The sequence below is a fragment of the Emticicia sp. C21 genome, assembly GCF_003418935.1.
GTDB lineage: Bacteria > Bacteroidota > Bacteroidia > Cytophagales > Spirosomataceae > Emticicia.
On sequence record NZ_QVMT01000003.1, the window covers coordinates 598529 to 620128 of the forward strand.

Consider the following 21600-nt stretch of genomic DNA (forward strand, 5'->3'; position numbering starts at 1 on the left):
ATCAACCCCTGAGTAATTTCAACCATCAACGATTGTGTATTGTTTAGCAAATTCCAGAATAATATTTCCAGGAATATTTATCTGGTTAGAATCGAATAATAGTATAGATTATATATTCATTGCCTGTAAAACACTGCCTGATTAATTTAAAATGAAGAACAGATGTTGTTCAATAAGCCGATTCTCTCCCACGCAGCAACAAAATACGCTATTACAAAGCATTTCAAAACCAGATAGGCGGAAAAGGCAAAACAATCCATTAATTTTGCTCTATAATCAACAACTCTGTTTTACCCGATACCCTGATATGAAGAAAATATCCATCTTACTAAGTCTTATTCTGCTTTCTTCTTTATTGGCGATGGCCCATGAATTCTGGCTGGAGCCGCAAAAATTCCTCCTGACAGTAGGCGAGAAGCTGCATCTGAAAATCTTTGTAGGCGAAGGATTTATGGGTGAAGAAATAGACTTTTCCAGGTTTAAAGTCGCTAAATATACCCATTACACCCCCGACGGCGAAAAAAATACCAATGGTAGTTTAAACGAACAGCAATTAAACGATTTTCTGAAATTCGATACCGAAGGAAATCATCTGATAGCCCTGAATAATACAAACAAGCATATAGAACTGGAAGCTGATAAATTTAATGACTACCTGAAAGAAGAAGGGCTGGATAATGTATTGGCCTGGCGAAAAGATCACAACGCCCTGGATAAAAAAGGCAGAGAAATGTATCAGCGTTGTGTGAAAACACTCTTGCAGGTAGGCAACAAACACAACGAAATCTATCGCCGTAATACAGGCATGCGTTTAGAGTTGATTCCTCAACAAAATCCATATACGGCTACCGAATCACTTACATTTCAGGTTTTATTTGATAATAAGCCCGTAGAAAACGCTCTGGTGCTGATCTGGCAAAAAGGTATTGAAAAACCAGGTGTAAGAAAACTAAGAACCGATAAATCGGGCAAAGTTACATTCAGCTTTGAACAGAAAGGCATTTTCATGATCAGCACCGTATACATGATCCCCCACACCAATCCCGAAGAAGCTGACTGGCAAAGCTATTGGGGAAGTTATACCTTTGGTTTTAAGTAAAGTAATTGGAGGCTGATTTGTTTTGTCCTGAAATAGGTTGATGTAAACCTATTTCAGGACAAGATAACGACAGACCGTTTCATTTAGCAGGAGATACTAAACGAACTCAAATTGCGAATTGCTATTCTCTGCCTTATTTCGGCATAAATTTTACAGGGTCATTGGCTTTGGCATCGGCTACAATCTCTACATTTTCGGCGGCTGTGAGTAGCCATTTACCACCTTTTTTCACAAATACGGCCAGCAGCAGATTGTCGGCCTCCGGTTTCAGGTCGCCTGCAGGTGTTTGAAAAGCCCCTACGTGCGTATTTACATGCGCAATCATTACATCAGGCGCAATCTTACGCGTTTCAATCCAGTTTTTGGTCAGCCTCACAGTTTTAAACATTCGCTCATGATACGCCTGATGTGCAAATTTTACCTCTTTCCTGTTCTTCCACCACATACCTACAATATTTACCCAACTGGCATCTTCGGTGGTGTAATTGGCAATATCGCTGTAATCGTGGTTGTTCCAGCTGGCAATCATGGCATCCACCTGCTTTTCAACTGCCATTTCATCAGCCGTTTTACTTTGAGAAAATACATCAAACGAGAGCACCATACCTAAAAAAACGAGCATAATTTTCATGACCTTATTTGTTTGGTTTATGCCACAAAACTAGTTGCGTGGCCTGCAAACAAATAGTACAAACCCGACATCTTTCAATAATGCACCCGATTATGCAGCAAAAAAGGCGTAGACTGAAACTCCTCTTCAATGACCCTGGGTGACACCCCACAGAAAGCCTTAAAATCACGGATGAGATGCATCTGGTCGAAATACCCACAGTCGTGGGCAATGCTCGTCCATTTAATATCGGGTATGTTTTCTTTCATCACCCACGCCTTGGCAAAGCGTGTAATGCGTGCAAAAAACTTGGGCTGAATCCCTACCCGCTGCTGAAACTGCCGCTCAAGCTGGCGGGTACTCACACAGGCCAACGAAGCCACGTCATCTATATTCATGAGTCCGCCTTGCCTGATAAGCATGGGTAATACGCGGTCGATGGGTAGTTGTGTGCGTAATTGACGTACTTTGCCAAGCAGGAAACGCTCTACAATGGCGATAATAGCCTCGGTGCGCTCGGTTTCGGCCAGTTGGTCGGCTATGTTAGTCACTTCTTTGTCTAAGATATAGCTGCTATCGAGCGATTCATTCATCGGAAAATCACTCATCGGAATCCCCAGTAAACGATACAATCCGCCCGGCTGAAAACCTACTTTAACCGTATAATTAGCGTGATTCATGTGTAGCCTGATGCGGCATATCTGCGGGCCTACTACTACGCTCCGTTGCAGGTTTACCCGCTTGTTTTGCGGCAGATACTCAGCCACAGGCGCACCCAGCGGATAAAAATACAGACATTGCTCAGGTAGGGGAGGAAACGACAGCGCAGGTGCCGACTGACTTTTATCAAGCGTCAGCCTGAAAATCATGATATTGTTCACAAAATCACGGAGAGCCGGGTGTGGACGATGAAAAACGTGAATCATAGCTTGTGAGGCTTTTAATACTGAAACACGTAGCCAACAAAAATGTTTCTGACAGGCAAGAGGTAGGACTTATGGCTTTATTATTTTAGCCTCTCCTCTGCCTCTCTGTTCATAGAATCATAATAGGGTTCGCTATCATCTGTCCAGCTTACTTTTACCTTTTTATTGGCAAGGTCATAAAATAACTCATCAAACGTAGTAGGCATCTGGCTATCATAATGTTCCATTTCTAAACCAAAACAATAAAATTTATACTCCCGGTCAGCAATAACCTTAATCCATTTATAATTGTGTGGCAATAAAAATGACAGGATACAATCATATAATAATTTAACAATTACGGCCAGAAATACAGGTTTTATAGGCTGCCAGATAGTTTCTGTCCAGTCATGTCTGAATTGTACAGACTTGATTTCTGCCAGCGGAAAACTCCAGTGTTTTTTAAAGAATGGTATCTTGCTGATAATTTCAAGCCTGTCGTCATACAAAACAATATCATTATTGCTGATGCCTATATAAATATAACAAGCCAAAAAATATAATAGCAGCATAATACGCCAGCTCAGAGGGCTGATTTCTGAAAGTCTGATATCCAGCAAATAGTGTGAAACCAGATAAATGACTACCGAATAGCCTAATGTCAGTAAAATTAACTCTATTATTGAGCCTGCTATATAGCATTTAAAGATTTTCATAAATTTTACCTGATAAAGCTGTAAGAATTTTTTTGGCCGTGCTCGTCCACTAACCCCATCAACTATCTTTCTTAATCAATGCCCTGATTTGGTCAACAACATTTCGCCAATTATAATCCCTTTCCTCTTCTGTAAGCGCTTTTGGTTCTTTTTGGTTAATATAATTTTCATTTAAGCCAATCACATCACCTTTATTATGTGCGTTAAGCTGGCCTAGCCTAACCTGATTACCATCATCATCAAAACAATTATTGATGGGCATATTCATCCAGACACAAGGTTTGATGATGATACTAATAATCTTTTTTCCGGCCTTATACGCTCTTGGAAGTTCTTGCTGATTGATATAGGGAACATTCAGAAAATTTTTGCTTATTAAACAAATGAAATAATCACACTCATCAATTTTTCTTATTAAATCCTTATCCCATTCATCACCTAATTCTAATTGCCTATCGTCAAAAACTTCTATCAATTTTTCTTCTTTAAGCGATATCATGTGTTTTCGTAAGTCAATCTTGTAATCTTCGTCTTGTTGAGAATAAGAGATAAAGATTTTTTTAGGCTTATTTAATGGTTCTTTGTCCTTGATTTTTATTCTATCCTGAATTTCCTTTTTTTTGAGGTCAAATCCTACAGAATACAATAATTGGGAAATAGATAATGGAGTGAGGCTTTCATTGCAAATGGCTTTGTCTCTGCCTTTGCTTAACCATTCTATCAGTTTTTCATACTCAAAAATGTATGGTTTTTCACTAGCTTGGCATTCTTCACAATTACAGGGCACTCTTATTAAGGGCACAACTCCTCTGTACTCATGAATAATATTATCTATTGAATTCATGATTAATAGCATTAATCCCTGGGCACCGTGCCCTTTAGCTTTAATCAGAATTTTTTTCTTGTGGGTTTCTTCAACTATCTGGGCTTCACTATTATAATATTTTAAAATGACTGCATCACTCCATACGCTTTCATCTGAGAGAATCTTATTGCTCAAGTCTGCACTTAATTGGTTGACAATAGCCCTGGGCATAAAATCAAAATGATATTCTAACCTTAAAGCATTTTCATAGGTTGGCCAGTGTTGCGTATCAGGAATCGGATTTAATCGGGCTGGAATAATGTAATCATCTCTTTGTTGCTGTTTCGGAAAAGCTATCTTAAAAACCTGCAACATCAGTTTCAATTCATTGATTTTTGATTGATAAGTTTCTTCTCCCCAGATTCTGGTAAAATCAGCTTCATAGATAATACCATTCTGTTCCTGAATCAGGGTATCATCAATAATTTTATACACCGCATTCATCGCCCATTCAGGCTTTAGCATAACAAAATTCCTCAATAAGCCTTTTTTAGCATACCATAGAATAATACCTAAATCGTGTAGAAATTGGGCTAAATCTTCTATATCTACCGTTTTGCTAAAAGCCTTTTTATCTATTTTTTTACATAATTCTGAAAACTTCTCTAAAGAGATATAATCATCTGTTTTTGCTTTTTCAATTAATTGCTCCCGTACCTTTACCCACGACTTAGGTACGGCTTTCCCGATATGTGGTAATTCTGTTATCTGATGTTGGATAAAACCTTTCAGATTCTTTAATCCCCAATTATCATCCTTGAGATTGATTTTATACATGGGTTTTAAATTATACTCAGGAACTCCATAAAAAGACCTAATATCAGCCCAGTCTTTCTGATTTCCATTATCACAGGTCTGTACCAATACAATAGGACTATTGCCGCCAAACTGATAAATAGTAGGTATCCAATATTCAAAATTATGAACAGAATAACGGGTAGATGCCACTAGAATATAAACAGAATTTTCAGTCAGAAAAAACCGATGAACAGGATAATACACATCCTGCCCGCCAAAATCCCATATATGGGCTGTATAGATTGTCCCATTAGCATCATTAAATTCCCAATCATAGACCTTGATACCTCTTGTTCTATCGTCTCCACCAGGTAGTCCGGAATTTTCATCAATAATTCTTCTCTGCAACGAGGTTTTGCCAGAACCTCCATCACCAACTAAAGTTAATTTAGCTTCAAATATAAAATCATGGCCTCCTTGCTCAATTCTATCAAAATATCTAATAATTGCTTTTGAACCCTGCTTTACTATTTCTATTGGTGGGTTAATAATAGGGTTATCGGCTAATAAAATTCCATTATTCTTAAATCTCGCTGAATACACCTTAAAGCCATTTTTAATCAAAAATAGTAGAGGTTTAATATCCTGAATTTGATTATTACTAAGGCGTAAAGATTGTAATTGGTTGAGTGATTTTGAAAAACGAATACTCTTGATTTGATTATTGCGAAGGTCTAAAGTTCGTAATTGTGTGAGTGATTGTAAAAAAGGAATATCCTGAATTTGATTAGAGTCAAGGTATAAAGAGTGTAATTGCGTGAGTGATTGTAAAAAACTAATATCCTCAATTTGATTAAAGCTAAGGTATAAAGTTTGTAATTGCGTGAGTGATTGTAAAAAGCTAATATCTCGAATTTGATTAGAGTCAAGGTATAAAGAGTGTAATTGCGTGAGTGATTGTAAAAAACTAATATCCTCAATTTGATTATTGAAAAGAAATAAAAGCTCTAATCGTGTCAAGTTTTGTAAAAAGCTAATATCCTGAATCTTATTACTGCCCATACATAAAGACCGTAGTCTGGTAAGGTTTTGTAGAGTTACTAACTCCTGTCCTTTAAATCTATTGGGTGACTGGGTATTTTTTGATTCAAGCCATTGATTTTGCTTTTGTCCAAAATAGCCAAGCCCTAAACTTAGACTTTCTAGCCAAACACATTCTGCCAATTCTTCAGGCAATTCATATTTAAGCCCACAATTTCCCAAATCCAGAAAAGTATCTTTTGTTCTTTTGTTTTCTTTAATCAATCGCAAAGCTAATTCAGACATAGCAAAAAGGTTAAGAGGATATAGGTAAAATCCGGTTCTCAAAAATAGGTATTTAATTGAATATTTCAGGTGCCTTAAAATAAAAAAACAGCCTTTTTTAAGGCTGTTGGAAGGAGATTCTGCCTGGTCAGTAAGCTATAGCATCACTCATACTTATTTTCTGAAATAATAATCAGCAAGGGCATTGGCAATAGCACGCGGATTGGCTTCGTCTGTATTGGTGAGAATGATAATGGATAGCCCGTCATTCACAAAACGTGCATATACAGACCTGAACCCAATATTAGAACCACCGTGTACAATTAATTTATGACCTTTGTATTCATCAATCAGCCATCCGAATCCATAATATTCCTTTAAATCTGCTCTGTTGGAAGTTTTAATAAATGGTTGCCATAGCTTTTCCCAATTTTCTTTTGTTAGAATAATCTTCTCTTCGCTTATTGCTTTCTCCCATTTAATCATATCTGAAGAAGTAGAAAGAAATCCACCGCTGGGGCGTATACCAAGCATGGCTGTGGCATTAATCAGGGTGTCACGGTTATACATATACCCTACGGCCCGGTTAGGAATGATGCGATAAAAATCAGTGAGGTAGCTATGGGTCATGCCTGCCGGTATAAATAATTTATGATGGATATAATCCTGCCAGGGCATGCCGCTTACCTGTTTTATAATTTCTGCCAGCATGAAATAGGCCAGATTGCAATACTGGTATTTTTCTCCGGTTTTAAAAACCAGGGGTAAACTGTAGGCAGCCTTAATAATGTCTATATCGGGTTGGATTTTAAAATTATTATAGGCAGGGCTTTCTCTTTGCAAACCTGACGTGTGAGACATCAGGTTTTTTATGGTAATAGGCCGCCATGTTTCGGGTGCATCCGGAAAAAACTTATGTACCGAATCTTCAATACTTAATTTTCCTTCCTGCATTAAATGCATAATAGCGGTTGTAAAAAACTGCTTACTCACTGAACCAAGCCTGATTACGGTTTCGGACGATACGGGTACGTTTAATTCTACATTGGCTAGTCCATAGCCTTTGTTGGTAACAGGTTGTCCGTTTTTTATGACAGCCAACGAAAGTCCAACAATTTTTTGCTTCTCCATCATCTGTCTGACGATTATATCAGTGCTGTCAATCTGTGCACATGCGAGAGAGGGCAGAAAGAAAAAAAGTAGCCATTTGTTCATTTTGAGACTCATTATTTATTGATATAAGATTAATTTTTTGTCTAGTTCTGAAATAGGTTTGCACAAACCTATTTCAGAAAGAAGCGTTAACTACTCACACCCCTTTATCTCCGCCTTAAACACACTCCCCATCTGGGCATGAAAAGTGCCTTGCAATGAGATACTTTTGCCAGCCTGATAGGTGGTATTTATGCCTGTTGGGATTATTTGGGTAGAGGTGATATGATTGACTGCCTGATTTGTGCCATTGGTGGCGTTGCCGTTTAGATTTACTGTATTTGGCGTAACAACAATGCTATTGCTGACTGAGCTGGTTTCGTTATTGATGGTGCAGGTGGCGGTATAAGTGCCTCCGTTGTTTACCTGAATACTGTTGGTTGTGGCGCCTGTTGACCAGGTAATGGTTCCGGCGCAGTTGGTGGCTGACAGAGTGTAGATTTTCCCTTCACAGAAAGTGTTAGAAGGCTGACAAGTATTTATTTTTACCGCCCAATAATCTTCTACACCACGTGTTGGAACAGTCTTATCGCCTGAATCATCTGAAACTGAAGTACCTGTTAGTAAATAGTTTCCATTTCCAATCTCAAGCATCGATACCAGGGTTTCAATATGATTCCCTCCCAAAGTTTTATCCCAGACTTTATTGCCAACTGCATCTGTTTTTATTAGCCAAAAATCGCAATAGCCACGATTATATTCAGTTTTGTCCCCCGAAATAGAGGTGAAAGACGTACCACCTATCAGATAACCTCCATCATCCATCGGAAGCATACTATTTAACATATCTAAATTATCCCCTCCAAAACTTTTATCCCAGATTTTATTGCCTAAGGCATCTACTTTTATTACCCAGAAATCGTAACTTCCTCTCGCTACTCCGGTTTTATCTCCTGAAATCTCAGATGCAGAATATCCACCTAATAGGTATTTACCATCAGCTGTGCAAATAATAGAATTCAAGCCATCTTCACCACTTCCTCCAAAGGTTTTATCCCAGATTTTATTACCTTCGGCATCTATTTTTACGATCCAGTAATCAGAGTTTCCTCTACAAGCCTCTGACTTTTGTCCGGAACTATCCGAATGAGAATATCCTCCTAACAGGTAGCCTCCATCTGTATCAGCTATAACTGTATTTAACTTTTCACTACCAGTTCCACCCAAGGCTTTATCCCAGATTTTATTGCCATAAGCATCTATTTTTACTACCCAGAAATCATCCTCTCCTGTCCCTATAGCGGTTTTATCTCCTGAAGCAGTATAAAAATTTGTACCAAACAATAAAAAACCTCCATCGTTAGTTGCGGTCATGGTAGAAAAATTATCATTACTATTACTTCCTATAAACTTATCCCATAAATGATTGCCATTGGCATCTATTTTTATTATCCAGAAATCATCTGCCTTTGTCTGGTCTATGAAAGAGAATCCCCCTAATAAAAAGCCCCCGTCATTGGTTTTAATAATTGAGCGGAGAAAATTATCATTTGCAGTACCCAGAGTCTTATCCCAAAGTTTATGGCCATTAGCATCTATTTTTATAATCCAGTAATCGTCGCGGCCAATGCGACCCTCTGATTTTTCCCACGAAGCAAGAGATATGGAAGAACCCCCTAATAAAAAACCTCCGTCGTCGGTAGCAACAGTTGCAAATAACAGGTCATACATATTCCCGCCTAAGTCATTGTCCCATAATTTAGTAAAACCGTTTCCACAAACCGATCCCGAAATAACAGGCGCCTGAATGACTTGTGTTGCTTTGATAGCCGAAACCTGAGCAAATAGGGCAGAGGTGCAACAAGTAAATAAAAACAGTAAAACTTTCTTCACAACAGGGTTTAGTATAAGATTAAAAAAACTTTTTAGTCTGATATAATTCAATAGCAAATATACAAAACAGTCAGATAATAACCTGAAGTACTATCCGACCGTTTGAGAATACGCTACAAAATTCTCCAAGCTCCACCCCCTCTGCCCCATGCTTACTCACACCCCTTTATCTCTGCCTTAAATACACTGCCCGTCTGCGCCTGAAAAGTGCCTTGCAGCGAGATACTTTTACCTGCCTGATAGGTGGTGTTTATGCCTGTTGGGATTATTTGGGTAGAGGTGATATGATTGACTGCCTGATTTGTGCCATTGGTGGCGTTGCCGTTTAGATTTACTGTATTTGGCGTAACAATAATGCTATTGCTGACTGAGCTGGTTTCGTTATTGATGGTGCAGGTGGCGGTATAAGTGCCTCCGTTGTTTACCTGAATACTGTTGGTTGTGGCGCCTGTTGACCAGGTAATGGTTCCGGCGCAGTTGGTGGCTGTGAGGACATACGTTTGCCCTGCACAAAAAATGGTAGTGGGTTGGCAGGTATTCATTTTCATAATCCAGAAATCGTCGTACCCTCTGCTAGGTACAGTTATATCTCCGTTAGTATCCGAGCCGCTTAAACCTCCCAGTAAGTAATCGCCATTTGCCATTGGATTAATTGAAGCGATATAGTCATTATAATTTCCGCCAAAACGTTTATCCCATACTCTTTTACCATTGGCATCTAGTTTTAGCAACCAGGCATCCATATAGCCCATTGAATCCTCTGTTCTATCTCCTGAAATACCGGAAGAAGACCCGCCTGCTATCAGATAACCACCATCTGGTGTGGCAATCAGGGTTTTCAGTATTTCTGGTTTATCACCGCCAAAACGCTTATCCCATACTTTATTACCATTGGCATCGATTTTTACTAACCAATAATCAAAATCTCCTCTGGTGTCTTCAGTCTTATCTCCGCTAATACCAGAATGTGAAACACCTCCCAATAAGTAACCTCCGTCATTGGTTTTGATTACCTTTTTTAATAAATCTAAAATATTTCCTCCAAAAGCTCTATCCCAGATTTTATTGCCATTAGCATCAATTTTCACTGCCCAATAATCATCATAGCCTTGCGAAGGATCTGTTTTGAGACCTCCGGCGGTTCCTGAAGCAGAGGTACCTGCCAGTAAATAGCCTCCATCATCGGTGCTAATAGCCGATTGTATATAATCACCATCCCATCCGCCATACACTTTGTCCCAGATTCTATTACCACTGGCATCAATTTTTATAATCCAGAAGTCGCCATTTACACTACCTCCTATGGGTGATACTGTTTTATCTCCTGAAATTTCTGAATTAGAATAACCTGTTACCAGAAAATTTCCGTTGTCGGCAGGTAAAATATCGGCGGCGTAATTTTGAAGATTTCCGCCAAAGGTCTTATCCCAGAGTTTGTTACCATCGGCATCAATTTTTATAAGCCATATATCATGTGTTCCTTTTTTGGGTGCAGTTTTATCGACCGAAACACCAGAGTAAGTATCTCCCATCACCATATATCCGCCGTCGCTTGTTGCCAGTAAAGAAGTAACTGCGTCGTCGCTGCCGCCGCCAAAACGTTTGTCCCATAATTTATTACCATTGGCATCGATTTTCACTATCCAATAGTCATAGCCTCCTCTTGGCGTTCCGGTCTGCTCACCTGATACTTGTGAACGGGTAGAACCCCCTAATAAATATCCTCCGTCGTTACTTGAAATCATGACATTCATTTCTTCAAGAAAATCTCCGCCAAAACGATTTTCTCCCACTTTGGTATGTCCGTTTCCACAAACGGTTCCTGTAATAACCGGCGCCGCTGCTTTCGCTACCTGAATAGCTTTAGTTTCCTGAATAGCAGCTACCTGAGCAAAAGCCTGAATGACACAAGTAAAACAGCTAATAATCAGTATAATTTTTTTCATGAAGTGGTTTAGTTCTATCGAACTTTAAAAGTCTTTTTTAGTTAGAATAATAAACTATTATCTAGCACTACTATGCTTCTTTTTTACTCCCCTTTAGGGGCTGGGGGCGCTACTCACACCCCTTTATCTCCGCCTTAAACACACTCCCCGTTTGCGCCTGAAAAGTGCCTTGCAGCGAGATACTTTTACCTGCCTGATAGGTGGTATTAATGCCTGTTGGGATGGTTTGGGTAGAAGTAATAGTATTAATTGCCTGATTTGTTCCGGAAGTAGCATTGCCACTCAAAGTAGCCGCAGTGGGAGTAATGATAATACTATTACTGGCTACACTGGTTTCATTATTCACCGTACAGGTAGCAGTGTATGTTCCGGCAGTATTGACCTCAATACTATTGCCCGTTGCCCCATTAGACCAGTTGATGATTCCTGCACAGTTAGTAGCTGTTAGAGTATAGGTTTTTCCTTCACAGAAATTAGTAGCTGGCTGACAGGCAGTCATTTTTACTACCCAGAAGTCTTCCTGCCCCTGCGATGCCTTGGTTTTATCTCCTGAAATACCTGAGCTGGAAAAACCGGCTAATAGATACTCTCCACTCTCTACTGGAATCATTGAAGACAGATAATCATAGCCATCTCCACCAAAACGCTTATCCCAGAGTTTTTCACCGTCTTTGTTGATTTTGACTGTCCAAAAATCATATGTTCCTTCTGAGTTTTCAGTCCTGTCGCCAGTAGCATCTGAGTCAGAATACCCAGATAATAAGTACCCTCCATCAGTGTCCGTCACCATTGCCGTCGGAATATCAAACATATTGCCACCGTAGCGTTTGTCCCAAAGCTTATTGCCATTGGGGTCTACTTTTACAATCCAGAAATCATATCCTCCTTGTGAAGGCTGTGTTCTATCTCCCGAAACGCCTGACATCGACTGTCCCCCTAATAAATAATTGCCATCACTGGTCGGTAAAAGCACGTCCATCCAATCAGTAGCAGAACCACCAAAACGCCTGTCCCATAATTTATTGCCATTACCATCAATTTTTACAAGCCAATAGTCTTGACCACCTCTTGAATCCTCAGTTCTATCTCCGGAAATGCCTGAAGCAGAAACACCACCTAATAGATAAAATCCATCATCAGTTTTAACAATTGAGGTTAAAGCATCATTATTACTTCCGCCAAAACGTTTGTCCCATACTTTATTACCGTTGACGTCAATTTTTACTACCCAGTAGTCACTATCACCTCTTGAGTCTTCTGTTCTATCTCCTGAAATGGCTGAATTGGAACCTCCTCCTAATAAAAAACCTCCATCAGTGGTGGCACACACCCTCCTCAATGCATCCTCACCGCTTCCGCCAAAGCGCTTGTCCCATAATTTATTTCCATTAAAATCGATTTTCACGAGCCAATAGTCAGATTGCCCATGCGAAGCCTCTGTTTTATCGCCTGAAGCACCAGAAAAGGAAAATCCACTTAATAGATAACCGCCATCGGCAGTAGGAAGTATTGAACGTACTTCCTGATAGCTATCTCCACCAAAGCGTTTATCCCAGAGCTTAGTACCATTTGCATCAGTCTTTACTATCCAGAAATCCCATATTCCCTGCGGTGCCTGACTTTTATCTGCCGAAATATCAGAGCCGGAAGTTCCTCCCAGTAAATATCCTCCATCAGCAGTTGTAATCATTGTATTAATAGCATCATAGGCATTTCCGCCAAAGGTTTTATCCCAGACCTTCATTGGAGCACTTCCGCAAATAAGCCCACTGATAACAGGCGCAGCCGGTGGTGTTTGAATGACTTGTGTTTTTTTTATAGTCGAAACTTGAGCAAATAGAATAGAGGTACAACAACTAAATAAAAACAGTAAAATTCTCTTCACAGTAGTGTTTGGTATGAGGTTAAAAACTTTTTAGTCCGGTTAATTCAAAAGCAAATATACAAAAAATAAAAACGCCGGATAACCCCACCATTTATTATCCGACCGCTCAAAGCCATTTATATCTACCTGAACTCCTTTAAGTTAAATTGTAGTACTAAGATATATCAACCAATTGGCTTTAGTCAAAATTTCACCGATAGTGAACTATCTTTTGTCTCGCTTTTTTATCTGTCAAAACAACCACAAGCTAAATGTAAATCAATTTCTTTTTACCCATGTTGGTACATCAGTTATTTTATTCCATTCAAATACTATATCACCCATATTATCAAGTGGAGAAAAGTAGTCTATTTTGCCTAAGAAATTTGTTTGCAAAGTGCTGCTTGTACAATTGCAATTTAGCTGCTGAACACGGGCAGGAAAAAGTTTGTAAAATTTTAGACGCTTCTCTAACAATACCTCATCTTTATTTACACCGTCAGGTGGAGCCTCTACGCCGTTGATGTAAAGTTTTGTAGCTGTTAATTCTACTATCTCATTTTTATTGGTATAGGTAAATTCTACTCTATATTCAGGAAATTGATTTTTTACTACAGGTATATAATAAAACCCGGTACCATCATCTCTGAAAGTGAGCCGTTTCTCTAATTTTGTCACCTCATTGTTTTTTATGTCTTCATCAGAAAAAACTTTTAAAGGACTATTACCACCAAAAGTACCTTTAAGGCATGGAGCCAGACTCTCGGTTTGGCTATCTCCGCAACCAGCTACCACGACACAAATTATACTTAAAGAAAAGAATAAAAGAAGAGATTTTTTCATATAAAAGTAGTTTAGATTTTAGTCACTTTCTGTTTATAATGGGTTACTTTCGTAAAGTCGAAATTAACTATAAACCAGGACAAATATACAAATTTCACCACAACCCAAAAATAAAAAAAACAGCCATAAAGCTGTTTACTGTTTACGTCGATAAGGGAGTTGAGTCCCCCTTTAGGGGCTAAGGGTTGTCCTCTACTCAAACCTCAAATGCTTCACCGATTCGCCAGAATTGGCTAGTTCTTCTAAAGAATCAATACCAATCTGTAAATGGTTTTTTACGAAACTGCCTGTCACTTTTTTGTCGCTTTCTTCGGTTTTTACGCCGTCCGGCGTCATAGGGCTATCAGAAACTAATAGCAATGCGCCATGCGGGATAGAGTTTACAAAACCTACAATAAAGATAGTAGCGGTTTCCATATCAATCGCCATCGCACGTATCTCGCGTAGATAATCCTTAAAAACCGTATCATGCTCCCATACGCGGCGGTTAGTAGTATACACTGTTCCGGTCAGGTAATCTAACTCATGTTTCTTAATCATCGAGCTAACGGCCCTCTGTAAACGAAACGACGGTAAGGCAGGAATCTCTGGACGGGCATAATCGTTGCTGGTTCCTTCTCCGCGAATGGCCGCAATCGGTAGAATCAAATCTCCTACACGGGTTGTTTTCTTTAAGCCACCGCACTTACCTAAGAATAATACTGCTTTTGGGTCAATCGCCGAGAGTAAATCCATTACCGTTGCCGCCATGGCACTACCCATCCCGAAATTGATAATGGTGATGTGCCCCGCCGAGGCAGTCTGCATGGGTTTATCTTTGCCTTTCACTTCTACATCAAACATCTCGGCAAACATATCTACGTAGTTATGAAAATTCGTCAGCAGAATATACGGTTTAAACTCTGATAGGGCAGTGCCTGTGTATCTGGGAAGCCAGTTTGCAACAATCTCTTCTTTTTTCTCCATAATAAATCTATTTTTGTTATAAAATTAGGTTCAATTACGCAAAACCAAATAGAGGCTTTGATAATTTAACGCATTGTTAATAGGAAAGATGATACAGCTAAACCTACCACCTTTCGACCACAAAATTAAGGAAATTAAGGGAAAAATCTGCATTTTTGACGGTATCCGTCGAAAATATCTGGTTCTCACCCCCGAAGAGTGGGTAAGGCAGCACTTTGTGCACCTGCTCATTAACCATTACGAATACTCCAAAAACCTGATTCGTTTAGAGGGCGGACTGAAATATAACCGGTTACAAAAACGCTCCGACATTGTCATATTCGATAATGACGGTCTGCCCTTTCTTCTGATAGAATGCAAAGCCCCCGAAGTACCCATCAATCAGGCGGTGATTGAGCAGGCTTCCCGTTATAATCTTACTTTGAAGTGCCCGCACATTGCTATTACCAATGGTTTGAAGACTTTTTGTTTTGAGATTGATTTTGTGAGCCAGGGCTTTCGGCAGTTGCAGGATATACCTAGAAGAATTTAGTGATTGAGTGAGTTAGTGATTGAGTGATTTAGTGAATGAGTGATTGATTGAATTAGTGATTAGAATGGCGAATTACGAATTAATGAATTAGTGAATAAATCAATAATTGATAATTTGTTATTAGTGAATTCAATATTAAATAATCACTCAATCACTAATTCACTCAATCACTCAATCACACAATAAAAATATCTCCACAATACTTTTCATTCTCCCAAAAAACTCCTACCTTTGCACCCTCATTTTTGAGAACAAATCTTTAATTTTATTTAAACACTGTTTTTAGTATGTTTCAAAACCAGTATGAGACAGTTTTCATTTTAACTCCCGTTTTATCTGATACCCAGATAAAGGAAGCTGTCGAAAAATTCAAAAAAACATTGACTGATAATGGTGCTGAGTTAGTTCACGAAGAGCATTGGGGTCTTCGCAAACTGGCATATACCATTCAGCACAAAAATACGGGTTATTATCAGTTGTTCCAGTACAAAGCTGACGCGAAAATCGTGGCAACGCTGGAAACCGATTTCAAACGTGATGAGCGTGTTATGCGTTATTTGACTACAAAACTAGACAAATATGCTCTTGACTATAGCGACCGCCGTAGCAAAGGCTTAATTGGTAAGAAAAGTTCTGAACCTGCTAAAGCTGACAAAGCAGAAGCAACAACCGAAGAAAACGCATAATGAGAAATAACACAATGTCATTGGTAAACGACCCTGTAGACAGAAAAGATACAGCTCGTAAAAAATATTGCCGCTTCAAAAAAGCAGGTATCAAATTTGTTGATTACAAAGACCCGAATTTCTTATTGAAATTTGTGAATGAGCAAGGTAAAATCCTTCCTCGTCGTCTGACGGGCAATAGCCTTAAATTCCAACGCAAAGTTTCGGTAGCCATCAAACGTGCTCGTCACCTGGCCCTATTACCATTCGTAGCAGACGGACTTAAATAATTTAGTGATTTAGCGATTGAGCGGCCGCCGCGCGGTGAATTAGTGATTAGGAAGCTATCGCTTCAGTGAATAAATGTGATTTAATAATCACTCAATCACACAATCACACAATCACACAATCACTCAATCACTCAATCGCCTAATGAAATATCTCATTCACAAGTATCAAGATGGAAATAATATTAAAAACTGATATAGTAGGGTTAGGCTACAAAAATGATCTGGTTGTTGTAAAGCCAGGTTATGCCCGTAACTACCTTATTCCCCAAGGCTTTGCACAATTAGCCACTGCGTCGAATCGCAAGGTTTTAGCAGAAAACCTTAAACAAGCTGCCCACAAAGCAGAGAAAATCAAAACTGAAGCTTTGGCTACAGCAGAGGCTATCGGCAGTATCGAAATCACTATCCCTATGAAAACAGGTGAGAGTGGTCGTATCTTCGGTCGTGTAACTAACACACAAGTGGCAGATGCCTTGAAAGAAAAAGGCTATGACATCGACCGTAAGAAAATCGTTTTAGAAGATATCAAAAACGTAGGTGACTACGCAGCTACTGTTGACCTTCATAAAGAAGTGAAACAAAAAGTAACTGTAAAAGTAGTTGCTGAAGCGTAATCGTTTTATATACGATATATTTAAAAAAGGTCTTTCTCTTTGGGGAAAGGCCTTTTTTTGTTTGAAAACTCGCCTAATATTTGTCTGTAAATGACAGCGAATGAAACGGTTCGCCTTCGCCGTCTAAGACAACAAAGGTTTATTTTCGTATACATCGCCGGACTTAAGTCCGGCTTACATATAAATTATTCCTTTGTTAATTTAGACGGCGACCGCGACGGCGAACCGTTTCATTCGCTGTCGTCATAGAGCCGAGGCACAATTTCATTCTTCCAAAAAATCTCCCTACCTTTACAAAAAAATTACTCAAACTCCTATAATTCTTGAGAAACCATGTAATGCGTATCCAAACATCATCGACAGTAACTTGCTGATAATCAGCAGGATGCTATGGTATTGTTCAGGATTTAATTAAATTACAAAATGGCAATTTCAAGAAAATATGGAAGAACGTACCATTATCCGTTTTCTCCGGGTACGACTTCCGACGATAGAATCAATGAGACTTATTGGAACGATTTCCAACAGATACCGCGCATTGTCCACACCGAAAAACTCGATGGTGAAAACAATTGCCTGAGCCGCTATGGGGTCTTTGCGCGCTCGCACGCCACTCCAACCACCTCACCGTGGACACAACAGATACGCCAGCATTGGGAGCTATTAAAGAATGACCTGGGCGATTACGAGATTTTCGGCGAAAACCTGTACGCCATCCACTCCATCGAGTACCGGAAACTCCCATCGCATTACTTTGTCTTTGGTATCAGGCAATCAGACCATTGGCTCTCTTGGGAAGAAACTCAGTTTATAGCCCAATTATTCGATTTACCAGTGGTAAATGTCTTGGGCGAAGCAACCATGCCTATGCTTCAGCAAAATTTTGAGGCAGACGTACTGGCAAAGATTTCGCAGCCAAGCGTATTCGATTCTTATGATGTATCAACGCAAAAACCGTGTACTATAGAGGGCATCGTAAGCCGCAATATGGCAGAATATCCGGTAGACGATTTTGCTGCAAATGTTTTAAAATACGTAAGAAAAGGACACGTAAAAACCGACGAGCACTGGACACGCAACTGGAAACGCGCAGCCCTGCTACACGAAAAAGGAGGTGAAAGATGTGGCAATTAAGCAAAAATAAAACATGGGAGCACCTTTACGAAACCTTTGCGTGGGTGCGTGATATGCGAGGAGTGCCGCAGGATGCCCGCCACCACGCCGAGGGCGATGTAGAAGTGCATACCAGAATGGTGGTTGAGGAACTTTGTAATCTACCTGAATTTCAGGCTTTGGATATAGAGGCACAGGAAATTCTGTGGGCTGCTGCTTTGATGCATGATATTGAAAAACGCTCAACGACGGTGTTCGAACAAGATGGTAGCATCACCTCAAAAGGACATGCCAAAAAAGGGGAGAGGACAGTCAGACAAATACTGTATAGGGAAATACCAACCCCTTTTGCCATCCGCGAAGCCGTTGCTAAACTGGTGCGCTATCATGGCCTGCCTCTTTGGATTTTTGAGAAGGAAAACCCAGAAAAAGCACTGTTTGCAGCAAGTCTGGAAGTAAATACCCAATGGCTCATGTTGCTGGCAAAGGCCGATGTATTGGGCAGAATGTGTGCCGATAAAGCAGAGCTATTGTATAAAGTGGAGTTATTCAAAGAGTTTTGCATAGAGAAAGATTGTTGGGGCAAACCCAGAGCTTTCCCCTCTGATTTAGCAAGATTTGAGTATTTCAATAAAGAGGCCCGCAGCGCAGATTACGAGCCTTATCAGGATAAAGACAGCTTTTTTGAGGTGATTATCTTATCGGCTTTGCCGGGTACCGGAAAGGATACCTATATTCAGAAGAATTTGCCTAATATACCTGTAATTAGCCTGGATGATATCCGAAGAGAACTGAAAATCAGTCCGACAGATAAGGAAAACAATGGCAAGGTGATACAATTGGCAAAAGAGCAGGCGCGTATCTATTTGCGTAAGAAGCAGTCTTTTGTCTGGAATGCCACCAACATCACCCGTCAGATGCGACAACAACTGATAGATTTAATGGTCACGTATGGGGCAACTGTGAAATTGGTTTATCTCGAAGTACCCTATCAGCAATTAGCAAATCAGAACAGAAACCGTGAGCACGTAGTACCTGCGAATATATTAGAGCGAATGATAGAAAAACTGGAAGTCCCCCAACTGGATGAGGCGCATGCGGTGGTTTATGTAGTTTAAAAATCACCTCACTCAATATCCATCCAAAGAGTGTCTGCTCTTTTTAAAGAGCAGACACCATAAAAAATTAAATATAACAACTAAAAATGGTAACCATAAAACATCATTTCCTGTCTGAGTACGATTAAAAAATGTGAAGAGTACTATTTTTTAGCAAAGGCTTTTCAGTTTTTTAATTGTACGAGTTTAAATGATGGCTGCTTTTTGGTTACTTTTTGCAGCAACAAAAAGTAACAACCCGGGACTATGAAAAACAAGATAATTTAAAGCGAGCACTGAATAATACATTTTACAAAAAATTATATCCTATCCTTATAAGTCCTATACCCAAACGACTTCAACAACTGAAATTCGTCATTCTCTTTCCATATACCAATCGATGGAAGTCCCACGCCATTGAAAGTCGTGGTTTTTACCATCGTGTAGTGGATCATATCATCAAAAACAACCGTATCACCGATTTTTAAAGGCTGGTCAAAAGAGTAATCCCCCATAAAATCACCTGCCAGACAGGTCATACCTCCCATGCGGTAAGTCGGTTTGCCTTCCACAGCATCAGTAGCACCCCAGATACGCGGTTTATAGGGCATTTCAAGGGTATCAGGCATGTGCGCCGCAAACGATACGTCTAAGATGGCTACATCAATGCCTTGTGCATCTACAATGTCCAGAACCGTAGATACCAGATAACCTGTCTGCCAGCCGATAGCCGAGCCGGGTTCCAGAATCACCTCAATATTATAGGTTTCTTTCAGGCGTTTAATCTGTTTAATCAGGTGCGCATGGTCGTAACCCTCACGTGTCATCAAATGTCCACCACCCAGATTCAACCATTTTATCTGATGCAATAAATCGCCGAATTTCTCTTCGATATGTACCAATGTGCGCTCCAGCGTATAAGAATCATTCTCACAAAGCGTATGTGAATGCAAGCCTTCAATGCCTTCCGGTAATTTTTCACCCAATAAATCACGCGTAATACCCAAACGTGAACCCGGAATACAAGGATTATACATATCCGTAGAAACCTCAGCATACTGCGGATTAATTCTCAGTCCACAAGAGATTTTTCTACGATATTTATCTATTTGTGGTTTAAACTGATTCCATTGATTCAACGAATTGAACGTAATATGGCTGCTATAACGCATCATGTCTGCAAACTCAGCAGGCTTATAGGCAGGACAATACGTATGTGCCAGACAACCCATTTCTTCTACAATCAATCGGGCTTCGTTCAATGAACTGGCTGTAGCACCCGATAGGTATCTGGCTACGGTAGGAAAAGTAGCATACATCGAAAAGCCTTTCAGGGCAAGTATAATCTGTGCGCCTGACTCGGTCTGTACACGGTTTAATAATTCAAGATTTCGACGTAATAGTTTTTCTTCTAAAACATAAGACGGCGACGGGATTTTAGCTATATCAATGGGCATTTTCTGAAATTAATCTATTGGAGGGCAAAATTACTCATTTTCTGGCAGATTAAAGGGATTTGATTGGATTCGCAGAAATATAATATGGGTTTATGTTATGAGATTTTGCCACAATGTACACAAAGGTAACACGATGTTACACTATTAAAAATTGTGAAACATTGTGTCCCATAGTGTACATTGTGGCAAAAAAACAGTTCAGGCGAAAATCATTCAGATTATCAATACTACCTCAAATAATATAAAGTCATTGAGCAACATACAAAAGAAACACGGGCTGCTTCTACTATTCATCGACTCGTCCTAAAAAATTTATAGTTTATCGCACAGGAAATCGTTAATTCTGAAATAGATTTACACAAACCTGTTTAAGGACTAGACAGAATACAAGAGATGAAATATTTTGATTTAATTTTTGATGAATGTAAAAGGTTAAATGATGCCTTAGAAAATACTTTTCCTTCAAACTTGAAATTTTTTATGGGAGCTAATCTTCACGAAATAGTTTATGGGTTAAATAATGATTATATAGTGTTTTGTTATTACCCAGAACGGTATGATTATGGTCGAATGATGTTACTTAAAGACGTAATTATAAGGTTGAATTATAGTGGCGAAAGAAGATACTCAATTCTTGAAATTACCTCTTTTCTGCAAAATGACTGTAAACGATATGTAGCAGCAGAAAGAATTCCTTCGCTTGAAGATTTTTTAAATTTAGTTAAGTCATTTTTATTGTTTGAATTTGATAGTACCAATAGGGATTGGGAGGAAAAGTTTATCGCATACCAAAAAAGCATCACTGATAGATATAGATAACATATTTCAGGATGAGATAAATAAAAATAATAACAAAAAAACAGTCCGGACGAAAATCATCCGGACTGTCGGTATTACCTCAAATAAAAAAATTTTGACGAAATCGAAATG

At 39.3% G+C, this 21600-nt stretch carries 19 protein-coding genes; 8 read left to right on the top strand and 11 right to left on the bottom strand.

Annotation, left to right across the window (positions count from 1 at the left end; all coding sequences use genetic code 11):
* Positions 1–307: 307 nt before the first annotated feature.
* Positions 308–1099, top strand: coding sequence for a DUF4198 domain-containing protein (locus D0T08_RS10265; RefSeq protein ID WP_158561241.1), 792 nt, complete (start codon positions 308–310; stop codon positions 1097–1099).
* Between the two features lie 133 nt (positions 1100–1232).
* Here the strand turns inward: D0T08_RS10265 and D0T08_RS10270 are convergent, their stop codons facing one another.
* From D0T08_RS10270 to D0T08_RS10315, 10 genes are all read right to left on the bottom strand, one after another.
* Positions 1233–1730 (bottom strand): SgcJ/EcaC family oxidoreductase, encoded by a 498-nt coding sequence (locus D0T08_RS10270; protein WP_116982530.1) that lies wholly within the window; start codon positions 1728–1730, stop codon positions 1233–1235.
* A 74-nt stretch (positions 1731–1804) separates the two neighbouring features.
* The gene (locus tag D0T08_RS10275; RefSeq protein ID WP_116982531.1) at positions 1805–2635 is read right to left on the bottom strand and encodes an AraC family transcriptional regulator; all 831 of its coding nucleotides are present in this window, start codon (positions 2633–2635) and stop codon (positions 1805–1807) included.
* A gap of 80 nt (positions 2636–2715) precedes the next feature.
* Positions 2716–3330, bottom strand: a complete 615-nt coding sequence (locus D0T08_RS10280) for a hypothetical protein (RefSeq protein ID WP_116982532.1) — start codon at positions 3328–3330, stop codon at positions 2716–2718.
* Between the two features lie 58 nt (positions 3331–3388).
* The gene (locus D0T08_RS10285) at positions 3389–6259 is read right to left on the bottom strand and encodes a COR domain-containing protein (protein ID WP_116982533.1); all 2871 of its coding nucleotides are present in this window, start codon (positions 6257–6259) and stop codon (positions 3389–3391) included.
* A gap of 153 nt (positions 6260–6412) precedes the next feature.
* The gene (locus D0T08_RS10290) at positions 6413–7453 is read right to left on the bottom strand and encodes a serine hydrolase (RefSeq protein WP_158561242.1); all 1041 of its coding nucleotides are present in this window, start codon (positions 7451–7453) and stop codon (positions 6413–6415) included.
* Positions 7454–7543: 90 nt separating this feature from the next.
* Positions 7544–9283 (bottom strand): 3-coathanger stack domain-containing protein, encoded by a 1740-nt coding sequence (locus D0T08_RS10295; RefSeq protein WP_147322751.1) that lies wholly within the window; start codon positions 9281–9283, stop codon positions 7544–7546.
* A gap of 152 nt (positions 9284–9435) precedes the next feature.
* Entirely contained in the window at positions 9436–11229 is a 1794-nt protein-coding gene (locus D0T08_RS10300) for a 3-coathanger stack domain-containing protein (protein ID WP_116982536.1), read from the bottom strand.
* Positions 11230–11338: 109 nt separating this feature from the next.
* Positions 11339–13114 (bottom strand): 3-coathanger stack domain-containing protein, encoded by a 1776-nt coding sequence (locus tag D0T08_RS10305; RefSeq protein ID WP_147322752.1) that lies wholly within the window; start codon positions 13112–13114, stop codon positions 11339–11341.
* Between the two features lie 258 nt (positions 13115–13372).
* Positions 13373–13936, bottom strand: coding sequence for a hypothetical protein (locus D0T08_RS10310; RefSeq protein ID WP_147322753.1), 564 nt, complete (start codon positions 13934–13936; stop codon positions 13373–13375).
* A gap of 192 nt (positions 13937–14128) precedes the next feature.
* Complete coding sequence (locus D0T08_RS10315; protein ID WP_116982539.1) at positions 14129–14902, bottom strand: AMP nucleosidase; 774 nt, start codon at positions 14900–14902, stop codon at positions 14129–14131.
* Between the two features lie 88 nt (positions 14903–14990).
* Between D0T08_RS10315 and D0T08_RS10320 the strand changes: the two genes are divergently transcribed.
* From D0T08_RS10320 to D0T08_RS10345, 6 genes are all read left to right on the top strand, one after another.
* Positions 14991–15434, top strand: a complete 444-nt coding sequence (locus D0T08_RS10320; RefSeq protein WP_116982540.1) for a type I restriction enzyme HsdR N-terminal domain-containing protein — start codon at positions 14991–14993, stop codon at positions 15432–15434.
* A gap of 287 nt (positions 15435–15721) precedes the next feature.
* Positions 15722–16120 (top strand): 30S ribosomal protein S6, encoded by a 399-nt coding sequence (gene rpsF, locus D0T08_RS10325; protein ID WP_116982541.1) that lies wholly within the window; start codon positions 15722–15724, stop codon positions 16118–16120.
* A gap of 14 nt (positions 16121–16134) precedes the next feature.
* Complete coding sequence (gene rpsR, locus D0T08_RS10330; protein WP_116982542.1) at positions 16135–16389, top strand: 30S ribosomal protein S18; 255 nt, start codon at positions 16135–16137, stop codon at positions 16387–16389.
* Between the two features lie 170 nt (positions 16390–16559).
* The gene (gene rplI, locus D0T08_RS10335) at positions 16560–17003 is read left to right on the top strand and encodes a 50S ribosomal protein L9 (RefSeq protein ID WP_116982543.1); all 444 of its coding nucleotides are present in this window, start codon (positions 16560–16562) and stop codon (positions 17001–17003) included.
* 423 nt (positions 17004–17426) lie between these two features.
* Positions 17427–18137, top strand: a complete 711-nt coding sequence (locus D0T08_RS10340; protein WP_116982544.1) for an RNA ligase family protein — start codon at positions 17427–17429, stop codon at positions 18135–18137.
* Positions 18125–19234 (top strand): AAA family ATPase, encoded by a 1110-nt coding sequence (locus D0T08_RS10345; protein ID WP_116982545.1) that lies wholly within the window; start codon positions 18125–18127, stop codon positions 19232–19234. The genes D0T08_RS10340 and D0T08_RS10345 overlap by 13 nt, the downstream gene beginning before the upstream one ends.
* A gap of 299 nt (positions 19235–19533) precedes the next feature.
* Here D0T08_RS10345 and nspC read toward each other — a convergent pair whose 3' ends face one another.
* A complete protein-coding gene (gene nspC / locus D0T08_RS10350; RefSeq protein ID WP_116982546.1) occupies positions 19534–20670 on the bottom strand; it encodes a carboxynorspermidine decarboxylase in 1137 nt (378 codons plus the stop codon).
* A 393-nt stretch (positions 20671–21063) separates the two neighbouring features.
* Here nspC and D0T08_RS10355 point away from each other — a divergent pair, with 393 nt between their 5' ends.
* Entirely contained in the window at positions 21064–21489 is a 426-nt protein-coding gene (locus tag D0T08_RS10355; RefSeq protein ID WP_116982547.1) for a hypothetical protein, read from the top strand.
* The last annotated feature ends 111 nt before the right edge of the window (positions 21490–21600 follow it).